Source organism: Polaribacter sp. R2A056_3_33 (assembly GCF_019278485.1).
Classification (GTDB): domain Bacteria; phylum Bacteroidota; class Bacteroidia; order Flavobacteriales; family Flavobacteriaceae; genus Polaribacter.
This window is the reverse complement of record NZ_CP058984.1, coordinates 3,122,978-3,136,696: the sequence shown is the minus strand read 5'-3', so window position 1 is coordinate 3,136,696 and position 13,719 is coordinate 3,122,978. Positions and strand designations below refer to the sequence as shown.

The following is a 13,719-nucleotide window of genomic DNA, read 5'->3' as shown; positions in this document are numbered from 1 at the left end:
TTACGCTCGCAATGACACTTATTTGATCTTTGATTCTTGCAGCAAAAGTACGGTTAATCCTTAAATACTGAAACTGTTTTTAATACTTAATTTATTTGGTATCTAATTTACCCTCTAATGCTAAAAAGAAAGAATACATTTTAGCAGTTTCTTTTAAAGCATCAAAACGCCCTGAAGCACCTCCGTGTCCTGCTTCCATATTTGTTTCTAATAACAGTAAATTGTTGTCTGTTTTTAACTCTCGTAATTTTGCAACCCACTTTGCTGGCTCCCAATATTGTACTTGAGAATCATGAAAACCTGTAGTAACTAAAATATTCGGGTAGTCTTTTGCTTTTACTTGGTCATAAGGTGAATACGATTTTATATAATCGTAATACTCCTTGTCATTTGGGTTACCCCATTCGTCATATTCTCCCGTTGTAAGCGGAATACTATCATCTAACATCGTAGAAATTACATCTACAAAAGGTACAGAAGCAATAATTCCGTTATACAGTTCTGGATTCATATTTACAATAGCTCCCATTAATAAACCTCCTGCAGAACCACCCATAGCGTATAAATGCTCTGGTGATGTGTAGTTGTTATCAATTAAATACTGAGAACAATCGATAAAATCATTAAAGGTATTTTTCTTATTCAACATTTTACCATCTTCATACCATTCTCTTCCTAAATATTCGCTACCTCGGATATGTGCCAACGCATAAACAAAACCTCTATCTAATAAACTTAAACGAGTGGTAGAAAAACTATCTGGAATGGTATATCCGTAAGAACCATAAGCATATTGCAATACCGGTGTGTTATTATTTAGCTCTGTATCTTTATGATAAACCAAAGAAATAGCTACCTTTTTACCATCTCTAGCACTTACCCAAACACGTCTGCTTATGTAATTTTCTTTCTTAAATTTACCTCCTAAAACTTCTTGTTCCTTTTTAACCTCTTTAGATTGATCCTTCATATTGAAATCAATCACAGAACTTGGTGTTGTAAAAGAATTGTATGAATAACGAATAACATCTGTATCGAAATCTGGATTTGCATACACGCCCACAGAATAGGTTTCTTCATTAAAAGGTAAGTAGTAATCCTTGGTTTCATCCCAACGCTTAATACGTATTTTATTTAAGCCATTAGTACGCTCTTCTAAAACTAAATAGTCTTTAAATATTGAAAAATCTTCTAATAAAGTATCATCTCTATGCGGAATTACGTCTACCCAATTCTCTTTTGTAGTATTTGTAATTGGAGTTTTCATCAACTTAAAGTTAATGGCATTATCTTTATTCGTTAACAAGTAAAAATAATCTCCAAAATGCGCAACACTATATTCTAAATCTCTTTCTCTAGGTTGTAGCATTGTAAATGCTCCTGTTGGATTGTCTGCATCTAAATACTGTGCTTCTGTAGAGATTGTATTGTAAGAACCAATAATAATGTATTTATCAGATTTAGATTTGGTTACATACGTACCAAATGTATCGTCGTTTTCATGAAAAACTTCTACATCTTCAGAGGTTGGTGTACCTAAAACATGTCTAAAAACCTTTTCACTTCTTAACGTTTCTGGATTCTTTTTGGTGTAAAAAATAGTTTTATTATCGTTTGCCCAAACAGATCCACCTGTTGTGTTTTCTATAATATCTTTATAAATTTCACCCGTTTCTAAGTTTTTAATTCTTAAAAAATACTGTCTTCTACTTACAGTATCTGTTGCAAAAACGGCTAATTTATTATCCGAAGAAATATTTAAACCTCCTAATTGATAATAATCGAAATCTTTAGCCATTTCGTTTACATTAAAAAGAACTTCTTCGTCTGCCTCTAAATTTTCTTTTTTACGGCTATATATTGGGTATTGATTCCCTATTTCATAACGCGTAATATAAAAGTAACCGTTGTCTTTATAAGGTACAGAAGAATCGTCTTCTTTTATTCTACCTTTCATTTCTTCGAATAATTCTCCTTGTAACGGTTTTGTATATGCAGTTACCTCATTATAATAGGTGTTTTCCTCTTCTAAATAGTTTACTACTTTTTCAGTTTGAGTGTCTTTATCTATGGCATTTTTTTGCTCATCAGACAAACGCATCCAAAAATAATTATCTATTCTAACATCTCCGTGTTTTTCTAACTTTGTAGGCTGTTTTTCTGCTACTGGAGTTTTTGCATCTGTACTTTTCATGGTCTCATTTTTACAAGCGGTTGCAAATGTAAGACTTAATACAACGAAAGGAATAACTATTTTTCTCATTTTTGGTTGATTTAAATTCTTATAAAAATACTAAATTTGTAACAAACTTAAATTTTAATAAAAAAATATGTTAGGAGACTTATCAGGAATGATGAATAAGCTTAAAGAAGCTCAGCAAAAAGTAGAAGAAACAAAAACAAGATTAAACACTGTTTTAGTAGATGAAGTAGCCGCAGATGGTAAATTAAAAATAACATTAACAGCAAACAGAGAAATTAAATCTATTTCTATAGATAATTCTTTGCTTGAAGATGCCGAAGAATTAGAAGACTATTTAATTCTTTCTTTAAATAAAGCTATCGAAAAAGCAACTAAAATTAATGATGCAGAAATGGCTGTTGCCGCTAAAAGCGGAATGCCAAACATACCAGGAATGGACATGTTTAAATAATTAAATATGTTTTTAATTACAAATGATTATTTGCTGCCTTGTTTAAATAAATCTCTTTTCGGGATAGATTGTCCAGGTTGCGGAATTCAAAGAGCATTTATGCTGCTTATAAAAGGAGACTTTGTAGCTGCTTTTAAAATGTATCCTGCAATTTACACATTACTATTATTTGGTCTATTTATATTGATAACCTTTAAATCTAGATTTAAGAACAAGCAGAAAATAATTATATCATTTGCAACGATAAACGTGCTAGTTATCGTAATTAGTTACTGTATTAAAATGAAACCTTTATTTACACTTTAAAAAAAATTAATGGAAAAACAAAATTTACCCAATGCAACCACTTCTTTAGTACTTGGTATTTTATCTTTAGTAACTTGTATTTGTTATGGAATTATAGGGCTGCCTTTAGGTATTATCGCTTTAGTTTTAGGTAACAAAGCTATAAAAGAATACAATTTAAACCCAGAAAACTACAATAGCGTTGGTAACGCAACTGCAGGGAAAATAACAGGAATTATTGGTATACTCTTAAACGCAATTTTTTTATTGGTAATTGTATGGTTCTTTTACCAAATAGGTCTAGCAACTTTAGAAGACCCAGCCTTATTAGAACAAAGAATAAATGAAATATTTGGGCAATAACACCAATATATACTAAACTACCAATACTGTAATTCTTACCAAGAGTTACAGTATTTTTTTTCAATTCATTTATATTTAACGTTATATAAACACATTAAAGAGTGTCTAAATTGTATTTTTGCTGTTGATATTTAATCAACTTAAAAAAATGACAAATACCGAAAAGAAGAAAAAATCTTTAGTCTCAAAAATTCTTAAATGGGGTTCTATAACTGCTCTTGTATTGATAATAGCAGTAATTTCAATTCCCTTTTTGTTTAAAGATAAAATTGTAGTGATGGTAACCAATACCATTAACAACAATATAAACGCAACGGTAACTTTTAAAGAAGCAGACCTTAGTTTACTTAAACACTTTCCATTAATTAGTTTAACGGTAAACGATGTGGTTGTAGCTAATAAAGCACCGTTTGTTGGTGATACTTTATTCAATACAAAAGAATTAAGCTTATCTTTAAAACTAACAGAGCTTTTTAAAAACTCTAAAGAAACGCTTTCTATAAAAAGTATTGCTACCAAAGAAGGAGATGTCAATATTATATTTGATAAAGAAGGAAATGGAAATTTTGATATCGCAAATGCACCCGAAGAAACGCCAACAACAAGTAGCGAAAGTACTTTTTCATTAAACATCGAAGACTATGAGTTGGAAGACATCAATTTTAATTACATAGACAGAGGTAACAACACCAAAATGAGTTTAGATAGTATTTACCATTCTGGTGAAGGAAATTTTGCTGAAGATGTTTTTAACTTAGATACCCAAACAACAGGTTATTTATCTTTAGACCTAGACAAAACAAACTATTTAAGTAACGTAAAAATTTCTTTGGATGCCGTACTTGGTATCGATTTAAAAAACAGCAAATACACCTTTAAAGAAAATACAGGCTATATAAATCAATTGCCTTTAGAGTTTGATGGTTTTGTTCAATTAGTTGATGAAAACCAATTATATGACCTTAATTTTAAAACCCCTACCTCATCATTTAAAAATGCATTGGCTTTATTACCTAAACAATATGCAGGTAATTTAGAATCTATTAAAACGGAAGGTAATTTTGAAGTAAATGGTGTGGTAAAAGGAACGTTGTCCGAAAAAACAATACCTACATTTAATATCGAAATTATTTCAAAAAATGCTTTGTTTAAGTATGCCGATTTACCAAAATCTGTAACCAACATAAACATAGATACTAAAATTGTAAACAAAACAGGTTTTGTTAAAGACACATATATAAATATTGATCAATTCAACTTTAAAATTGATGATGACACTTTTGCTGCAAACGGAAATTTCAAGAACATTACCACCAATCCGTATATTAATTTAACAGCAAAAGGAACTATTAATTTAGCTAATATTGGTAAAGTATATCCTGCCCCTATAGAGCAAGAGTTAGAAGGTCTTTTAAATGCAAATATTTCTACTAATTTTGATATGAACTCTGTTGAAAAAGGAACCTATCAGAACATTAAAAACTCTGGGAACCTAACACTTAGCAACTTTAAATATGATGGTAAAGATGTTGCTAATACTTTTTATATTGATAAAACATCTATCGTTTTTAATACAAATACCATTAAATTAAACGAATTTAAAGCTAAAACAGGTAGTTCTGATTTAGCTATCAATGGAAATTTAGATAATTTTTATGGTTTCATTTTTAAAGATGAAGTTTTAAAAGGAAACTTTGTTTTAAATTCTAACAATTTAAAAGTTGGCGATTTTATTGCAGAAAATACACCTGTTGTAACAGAAGAAAAAACAAATACAGAGACAGCAGCAAACTCAACCTTAAAAATACCTGCTTTTTTAGATGTAACTCTAACTGCAAATGCTAAAAAAGTAATGTATGACAATATAAACTTAACCAATGTTTCAGGACAATTGATAATTCATGATGAAACAGTAGATTTAAAAGATTTAAAATCTGATATTTTTGGTGGTAATATTGGTTTTGACGGTAATGTTTCTACCCAAGGAACTACACCTAAATTTAAAATGGATTTAAACCTATCTAAATTAAATATTGGAGAATCTTTTGGTGCTTTAGAAATGTTAAAATCTATTGCTCCAATAGCAAAAGCCATAGAAGGAAAAATGAATTCTACAATTACTGTCTCTGGTGATTTAAATAAAGATATGACACCTAATCTAAAAACCATTACTGGAAATTTATTAGGACAGTTGTTAGACACTAAACTAAAAGCTAGTAATTCTAAAATGTTAACCACACTAACAGAAAAAGTAAGTTTTTTAGACATAAATAAACTAAACTTAAACGAAGCAACTGGGGCATTTTCTTTTAAAGATGGTAAAGTTACTGTAAAACCAATTCCTTTAAACTATCAAGATATTGGCTTAATAATTTCAGGGACACATGGTTTTGATCAATCTATGAATTATAACTTAGTTTTTGATGTTCCTGTAAAATATTTAGGTACAGATGTAACCAATATAATAGCTAAACTAACAGCTAAAGATGCTGCAAGTATTAAAAGTATTCCTGTAAACGGAACCTTAACGGGTAGTTTTAATAGCCCTAAATTTACTTCTAATATTAAAGACGCTACAACAAATTTGGTAAAGGATTTAGTTGAAAAACAAAAAAATCAATTGATAAATCAAGGAAAAGATAAGTTGAAAGATTTAATTGGTGGTGACACTAAAAAGGATTCTACCAGTACAGAAACGGCAAAAGATAAGGTTACCGATAAAGTAAAAGATGTTTTAGGTGGTCTTTTTGGAAATAAAAAGAAAGATACTGTAAAGAAAAATTAATATCGGTTCTTCTAATTAATACAACGATTCTCATAAGCCAAATCAAAAGGGTACTTCACGTTATTTAATAAACTGAAATATCCTTTTGTATGGTTTTATTATTTAATGCAGAGTTACAATCTAAAGAACATACTAATTAACTTATTTAATATTAAATAGAAATCATGGCAATGGTATCCATATAAAAAAAAGCTATTTACAATGATATTGAGTTGATTTATTCTCTAAGAGTCCGTTTCGTTTAAGAGATGCATAATCTATATTTTTATCATTTATAAAAATATAATAATTAGTAAAAAGCAAAGAAGATTAAAAACTGTAAGTAATAGAAATTATCTTATGATTTAAACTTATTGTGTGATAAAAATTTTTGTAAAGCTTTGTAAATAAAAAAGCAACTTATTTCTAAGTTGCTTTAAAAGTTTAAAATGGTGATAAAATATTTTGGGGGAAAATTAAATATTTTGGGGAATCACTTATTATGTAATCAAATATAAATAATAAGTCTAAATTTTACACTAAAAAACAGGTAACAAAAAGTAACAAAGTATTTTTAAAGCGTAACAAAAAGTAACAAAAACACACCACTTAAGACATAAATAACTGAAATACAACGAATTAAACTACACTTCTAACTTTTGAATAAACATCTCTAATTTTTCACCTTTAGGTACATTCATTTTCTTTCTTATTCTGTAGCGTGTAACTTTTATTGCATCCGAACTTGAATTTCTAATTGATGCTATTTCCTTAATCGATAAATTTAACCTTAATAATGAACATACTTCTCTTTCTGTTTTAGTAAGCTCTTTATAAGTGATAACTAACATATTATTAAAACCATCATTAATAATATCAATCTTATTTTTAACCAAAGTTAATTTACTATCTGTTGTAATTTGTTGCTGAATTTTAAAAGATAAATCTTTAATATAATTTTTCACTTCAACTGAATCACTCGATTCTCTTTGATTTTTAAGTTTTAATAAAAGTTGTTTTAAAAACTCTAACCTCATAGAATTATCTGCAACCAAACTTCTTATATCTGATTCAGATCTTTTGAACTTTTCCTGTAAAACCTCTTTTTTAATTTTTTCTTTTTCTAAATTTCCTTGTATTATTTTATTTTTATTAACTGAATTTCTATAAAATAAAAAAACAAGAGGGATACCCAATAATAAAAAAACAAAAATTATAATTAAATACAACCTCTTCTCAAAAACTTCTTCTTGATTTAATATTTGCAAATTTTTGGTTTCCACTTTATGTTTATTTACTAACTCGGTCTCTTCAAGTGTGTTTGTTAATTGAGATTTAAAAATAGAGTCTGAATAAGTTTTATACTTCTGTTGATATAGATAAGCAGATTTGTAATTTTTCAATGAATAGTTAACCTTTGAAATTGAATTATAAGATTTTGCTAACCGTAGTTTAAAACTTTCTTCTTCGGCTACCACAATAGCAGAATCTAAATATTTTTCAGCTTTATCATATTCGTTCAATTCACTATATGCGGCAGCAATGTTATGGTAATTTACAGTTATAAGTAGTTTCTTATTTTCCTTTTTAGCATATTTTAAAACTAAACTTCTAATATTTATTACTTCAGCATATCTTCCCTGTTTATAATACGTATTCGCTATGTTATTATAAACATTATAAACTCTATTTTCTTTCTTTATTTTTTTAAAAAGGTATAGTGCTTTATTATAAAAATAAATTGAGGAATCTAATTTTTTTAATCTAGTGTAGTAATTCCCTAAATGTAGATAACCTTTTCCTATTAATGTTTCACTTCCTCCTTCACTTAATTTCAATCCTTTTTGGTAGAATTCAAATTCTTTATCCATTTGATTTTTATATCGATATACATATCCAATATCAAAATAAACAGAGGCTAAACGTTCTAAATCATTATTATCTTTAAAGATATCTTTTGCTTTATTAAAATACCTGAGACTTGTACTTAAATTTCCTTCATTTTTCTCTACAAATCCTAATTTAAATAAAGCTCTACCTTCCATCAAATTATTCTTATCCTTATTTAAAGCCAAAGCTTCTCGATAAAAATATTCCGCTTTATTACTATTTTTAGAATAAAAATATTCACCACATTCATATAAAAACAGTGCTTTTTTTTCGTCTGTTTTTATAGATTTTACAATTTCTTTTTTTGAAATAAAAATAGAATCTAAATTCTGAGAGTTGGTTTTTAAAATAAAAAGAAATAAAAAAGGGAGTATTATTTTGAAGTACATTTTTTTGTCAGTCTATTTTTACTTTTACAAAATAGTAGATATCACAAAAGTTTAAGCAAAATACAACTAAAATTAATATCAATAAAAAAAACGATGTAAAAAAAGGCAAAACGAATCGTTTTGCCTTTTTTATCTTTTAAGAAATCCATTCTTTAGGATTTTCTAAAACCTTAATCAACCTTTCTTCTTCAGAATTTTCTTCTGGTTGATGGTTGTATTTCCATTGTACAATTGGCGGTAAACTCATTAGAATACTTTCTATTCTACCGTTTGTTTTTAAGCCGAACAAAGTACCTCTATCATGCACTAAATTGAACTCTACATAACGTCCTCGTCTTACTTCTTGCCAATCTTTATGTTCTTTTGTAAATGCTATTTCTTTTCGCCTTTCTACAATTGGCACATAACTTTCTAAAAAACTGTCCCCTACTTCCGTAACAAAATTGAATCTGTCTTCTATAGAAAACTGCTCTGTTTCCTTTTGATAATCGAAAAATAAACCTCCAATTCCTCTTGCTTCTTTTCTGTGAGCATTCCAGAAATACTCATCACATACTTTTTTAAACTTCGGATAAAATGCTGGATCATGTTGGTCGCAAGCGGATTTACATACTGTATGAAAATGAGTAGCATCTTCATCAAATAAATAATAGGGCGTTAAATCTTGTCCTCCACCAAACCATTGAGTAACGATATTTCCTACTTCGTCATACATTTCAAAATAGCGCCAATTTGCATGCACTGTTGGCACAAAAGGACTTATTGGATGTAAAACGAGACTCAATCCACAAGCAAAAAAGTTACCTTCTTTTACTTTAAATTGTTTTCTTAATGCTTCTGGTAATTCACCATGAACAGCAGAAATGTTTACACCACCTTTTTCAAAAACTTTTCCATTTTCAATCACACGAGTTCTTCCACCTCCACCTTCTTCTCTTTCCCAAAGGTCTTCTTGAAATTTAGCACCACCGTCTACCTCTTCTAGCTTACAAGTAATTGTGTCTTGTAAGTTTTCTATGTATTTATAAAATTGATCTTTCATTTAATTGCAATTTTAGTCATATTTATTTTTTTAGTGGTTAGCAATAGCGTTTCTACTACAGCCAAAAAGCAATAATAAAAAAAACCAAAACTAATAGCCGTATGTGGTCTCTCCATAAACTCTCCACTTGCTGTTAAAGTTTCAAAATACCCCGACGAATTTAAAAATTCTTGTGTTAGTCCTAATTCTCCAAAAACACCATTTGAAAAAAGAGTGATAAAGATAAGTATTAAGTATAAAATTGCTGCCGAGATAGAAAACAGTATCGCTCTACTTCGTATTTGAATATCGACTTCTGAAAAGGCAAAGCGCATTCTATTTAATACAACTAATAAGTATATAATTAATATATCATTGCCTTCCATTGCAGACGAAAATCCCCAGGCAAATAAACCATAAAAAGGCACCAACAGAAACAAAGATAATCTTTTAGGCATAACAGCCATAAATACTCCTGAATGTACCATTATAAACTCAAAAACCATTAAAATAGCCATTGAAGAGATTTTAGAAACATCAGAAGCTTCTGGTTGGAACCAAATAACAGAAAATTGATAAGCAATAATAAGTTTCATTATTATGCCTGCATACTCAAAAGGTTTATCGTATTTTTTTAAAAAATTCACTTATTATTTTCAGTATTTAATAAGGCAACCGTTTTTACAGATGCAGCTGTTACAGAAAGTGGTAAAACGATAATGATTCCTATTACAGGAATTAGCATGCACATCATAAAAACAATTCCATTACCAATAGCAAAACCTCTCTTTTTTCCAACAAAGTTAATGCTATCTTTATAGTTAAAATGTCTTTCTAAGGTATAATCCATATTTCCGAAACCGACATAATAAGCTTGTAATAAAAATAATAAAGCGGTAAAAAAAATTCCTATTATGGGAATAAAACTTAATAATAACAACGGAATCGTTAATAATAACTCTTTACCTATGTTTCTTAAACTAATTCTAATTCCTCTAATTAATTGTTCTTGAAAGCTTGTTCTTCTGTGGTTGTGTTTTAAATTTCCATTGATATGAATTTCTATCTTTTCTGATACAGGACTCATAAATGGTGCTGATAAAGCCATTACAATATGTTTGTACAATAAAAACCCAATAACCAAAACAAAGAGACCTCCAATTACGGATGTAATGGTTGTAAATGTTTCTTTTCCCCAGTCCCAAACCCATATTTTAGCTAAAAAAGCACCAATATTATCGGATAATCCGTACGCTGTAAAACCAATAATTGTTGCCGTTACCACACTAATTACTATTGGAATTATAAAATATTTCCATAGTTTTAATTGAGATATTAAACCAAAAGAACCTGCGTAGGCACTTATGCCTGAAAATATATTTTTAATCATTAGCGTTGGCTTGCGTTAGCGATTGAAATGGCATCCTTTTTGCTTTTTCTGCAAAAAGATATAATGGAAAGCGCGACTTTATGCTGATTTTTTTCAGCATAAAGTAACGCCCATATTATGTATCTAAATCATAGATTTATTACAGTAAGTATTAGCTTCAAAGTCTCTTATATTCATAGAAATAACGGGTACTTTAGGAAACAATGTAGTTAAGGTAGCTACAATTGCGTAAGAAAGATCTGATTTTTGATCACTAGTTCTTCCTTCCATTATATTACCAAAAACATGAATAAAATCTGCTGATTCACTTTGTACTAAAGAGTGTTTATAAGGATTTAAACGTACTTTAATATCATCTCTATCAAATAACCCCGTAGAAAAAGCCGTTTCAAAAACGGCTTCTAATACTTTTCTTGGTTCTCGTAATTCTAAAATGTTTTCTGAACAATCTAAAATAAAATGTGGCATTTTTTAGTCTGCTTTATATTCTTTTACAGCATCGATAAATGCTTTTGCGTTTTCTAACGGAATGTTTGGTAAAATACCATGCCCAAGGTTTACAACTAATCTGTCTTTACCAAATTCATTAATCATTTGATGTACCATTTTTTTGATCACTGCCGGTGGAGAAAACAATCTTGTTGGATCGAAATTACCTTGTAGCGTAATTTTTCCGCCAGATAAATAACGTGCATTTCTGGGAGAACAAGTCCAATCTACACCTAAAGCCGAAGCGCCAGATTTAGACATTTCGTCTAAAGCAAACCAACATCCTTTACCAAAAGCAATAACAGGTGTTTCATCTTTTAAAGCATCGATAATTTGCTGCATATATTGCCAAGAAAATTCTTGATAATCTACTGGAGATAACATACCTCCCCAAGAATCAAAAACCTGAACAGCATCTACACCTGCAGCTACTTTTGCTTTTAAATAAGCAATGGTTGTATCTGTAATTTTCTGTAATAAAGAATGAGCTACCACAGGGTTTGTAAAGCATAATTCTTTTGCTTTATCAAAGTTTTTAGACCCTTGCCCTTGTACACAATAGCAAAGAATCGTCCATGGTGAACCTGCAAAACCGATTAATGGTACTTCATCATTCAGTTTTTCTTTGGTTGCTTTAATAGCCTCCATTACATAGCCTAGAGTATCTTGAATATCTGGAACAATTACTGAATCTAAATCTTTTTGAGTACGAATTGGATTCGGTAAATAAGGTCCGAAGTTTGGTTTCATTTCCACATGAATATTCATCGCTTGTGGAATTACCAAAATGTCTGAAAATAGAATTGCAGCATCCATTCCGTATCTACGAATTGGTTGCACTGTAATTTCTGATGCTAACTCAGGAGTTTGACAACGTGTAAAAAAATCATATTTCTTTTTGATTTCTTGAAATTCAGGTAAATATCTTCCTGCCTGACGCATCATCCAAACAGGTGGACGGTCTACAGTTTCTCCTTTTAAGGCTCTTAAAAATAAATCGTTTTTTATCATTTTTTAGCTTTTGGCTATTAGCTTTTGGCTATTAGCTATTTATGATTATTGAACGTCATTGCGAACGTAGTGAAGCAATCTACTAATTCATACGGAGATTACTTCGTCATTCTTCCTCGTAATGACGATTTATATATTTACATTTTTGAAACAGCTAACATTCCCTTATCAATCGCTTCTGCTATTTTCTTTATATCCTTATCTGATAATGCTGATGATAAAAACCATGCTTCAAACTGACTTGGAGGTAAGAAAACTCCGTTTCTAATCATTTCCCAGAAAAACACTGCAAACTTTTTAGTATCTGACAACTGTGCTTCTACAAAATTAGTAACTTCACTATTTACAAAGAAAGGATTTAACATAGAACCAAACCTATTTACAGTTAAAGCAACATTGTATTTCTTAGCAGTTTCTAATAAAATCACCTCTAAAATACTACCAGTTTCCTCGAATTTTTTATACGGATTTTGCTTTTTAAGTTCCGTTAAAGTAGCAATTCCACCTGCCATAGCAATTGGATTTCCACTTAACGTTCCTGCTTGATACATTCCGCCTAAAGGCGCAACTTCTTGCATTATCTCTTCTCTTGCTCCGTAAGCTCCAACGGGGAAACCTCCACCAATAACCTTACCTAAACAGGTAATATCTGCTTCTACACCTAGTAATTCTTGCGCTCCACCAAATTTAGAACGGAAACCTGTCATTACTTCATCAACAATTAATAACGCTCCTTTTGTTTCTAAATACGCTTTTAATTCTACTAAGAAATTATTTTCAGGAATTACAACCCCCATATTACCAGCAATTGGTTCTATAATTACACCTGCAATATTGTCATCATTTTCAAAGTGTTTTTTTACACTATCTAAATCGTTATAATTAGAAATTAACGTGTTTTTTACAGCTCCTTCAGGAACACCTTTAGAACCGGGTAAACTTAATGTTGCCAAACCAGAACCTGCCGCTACTAATAATGCATCTTGATGCCCATGGTAACAACCTGCAAATTTTATAATTTTATCTTTTCCGGTAAATGCTCTTGCCAAACGGATTCCGCTTAAAACAGCTTCTGTACCAGAGTTTACAAAACGAACTTTGTCCATTCCTGGGAAAGCGTCGCAAACAATTTTTGCTAATTTTATTTCATTTTCTGTTGATGCACCAAAAGAATATCCCTTTTGTAATGCTTTTTCAACAGCTTTTTGCACTTTTTTATGTCTATGACCCAAAATCATTGGTCCGTAAGAAAGCACTAAATCTATATATTTATTACCATCTACATCGGTAATTTTAGTCCCTTTTGCTTTTTTGATAAACAACGGATTCCCTCCAACTGATGAAAAGGCTCTTACAGGAGAGTTTACTGCTCCTACTAGATTTTTTAATCCTTTTTTATATAATTTTTCTGATTTCTTGAAATTCATTTCTTTTGTTTTTCTGTCATTGCGAACGTAGTGAAG

General features: G+C 29.9%; 12 protein-coding genes. 4 read left to right on the top strand and 8 right to left on the bottom strand.

Annotation, left to right across the window (positions count from 1 at the left end):
* Positions 1–91 precede the first annotated feature (91 nt).
* Positions 92–2,194: a S9 family peptidase gene (locus H0I29_RS13200; RefSeq protein ID WP_254712753.1), complete on the bottom strand. Its 2,103-nt coding sequence runs from the start codon at positions 2,192–2,194 to the stop codon at positions 92–94.
* A gap of 136 nt (positions 2,195–2,330) precedes the next feature.
* Here H0I29_RS13200 and H0I29_RS13195 point away from each other — a divergent pair, with 136 nt between their 5' ends.
* From H0I29_RS13195 to H0I29_RS13180, 4 genes are all read left to right on the top strand, one after another.
* Positions 2,331–2,654 carry a YbaB/EbfC family nucleoid-associated protein gene (locus tag H0I29_RS13195; protein WP_218752708.1) on the top strand — a complete coding sequence of 108 codons (324 nt, stop codon included), beginning with the start codon at positions 2,331–2,333 and terminating at the stop codon, positions 2,652–2,654.
* 6 nt (positions 2,655–2,660) lie between these two features.
* Positions 2,661–2,960 carry a DUF2752 domain-containing protein gene (locus H0I29_RS13190; protein ID WP_218733123.1) on the top strand — a complete coding sequence of 100 codons (300 nt, stop codon included), beginning with the start codon at positions 2,661–2,663 and terminating at the stop codon, positions 2,958–2,960.
* A gap of 9 nt (positions 2,961–2,969) precedes the next feature.
* Positions 2,970–3,302 (top strand): CCC motif membrane protein, encoded by a 333-nt coding sequence (locus H0I29_RS13185; RefSeq protein ID WP_218733122.1) that lies wholly within the window; start codon positions 2,970–2,972, stop codon positions 3,300–3,302.
* 148 nt (positions 3,303–3,450) lie between these two features.
* Entirely contained in the window at positions 3,451–6,087 is a 2,637-nt protein-coding gene (locus H0I29_RS13180; protein ID WP_218752707.1) for an AsmA-like C-terminal region-containing protein, read from the top strand.
* Positions 6,088–6,710: 623 nt separating this feature from the next.
* Here the strand turns inward: H0I29_RS13180 and H0I29_RS13175 are convergent.
* The 7 genes from H0I29_RS13175 to hemL form a co-directional block, all read right to left on the bottom strand.
* Positions 6,711–8,345, bottom strand: coding sequence for a tetratricopeptide repeat protein (locus H0I29_RS13175; RefSeq protein ID WP_218733120.1), 1,635 nt, complete (start codon positions 8,343–8,345; stop codon positions 6,711–6,713).
* Positions 8,346–8,481: 136 nt separating this feature from the next.
* A complete protein-coding gene (gene hemF, locus H0I29_RS13170) occupies positions 8,482–9,387 on the bottom strand; it encodes an oxygen-dependent coproporphyrinogen oxidase (protein ID WP_218752706.1) in 906 nt (301 codons plus the stop codon).
* Complete coding sequence (locus tag H0I29_RS13165; protein WP_218752705.1) at positions 9,384–10,013, bottom strand: hypothetical protein; 630 nt, start codon at positions 10,011–10,013, stop codon at positions 9,384–9,386. The genes hemF and H0I29_RS13165 overlap by 4 nt, the downstream gene beginning before the upstream one ends.
* On the bottom strand, positions 10,010–10,756 hold the full coding sequence (locus H0I29_RS13160) for an EI24 domain-containing protein (RefSeq protein ID WP_218733117.1): 747 nt from the start codon (positions 10,754–10,756) through the stop codon (positions 10,010–10,012). Before H0I29_RS13160 ends, H0I29_RS13165 begins: the two co-directional genes overlap by 4 nt.
* 123 nt (positions 10,757–10,879) lie before the next feature.
* Entirely contained in the window at positions 10,880–11,224 is a 345-nt protein-coding gene (locus H0I29_RS13155) for a 5-carboxymethyl-2-hydroxymuconate Delta-isomerase (RefSeq protein WP_218733116.1), read from the bottom strand.
* Positions 11,225–11,227: 3 nt separating this feature from the next.
* Positions 11,228–12,256: a uroporphyrinogen decarboxylase gene (gene hemE / locus H0I29_RS13150; protein WP_218752704.1), complete on the bottom strand. Its 1,029-nt coding sequence runs from the start codon at positions 12,254–12,256 to the stop codon at positions 11,228–11,230.
* A 137-nt stretch (positions 12,257–12,393) separates the two neighbouring features.
* Entirely contained in the window at positions 12,394–13,683 is a 1,290-nt protein-coding gene (gene hemL / locus H0I29_RS13145) for a glutamate-1-semialdehyde 2,1-aminomutase (protein WP_218733114.1), read from the bottom strand.
* Positions 13,684–13,719 lie beyond the last annotated feature (36 nt).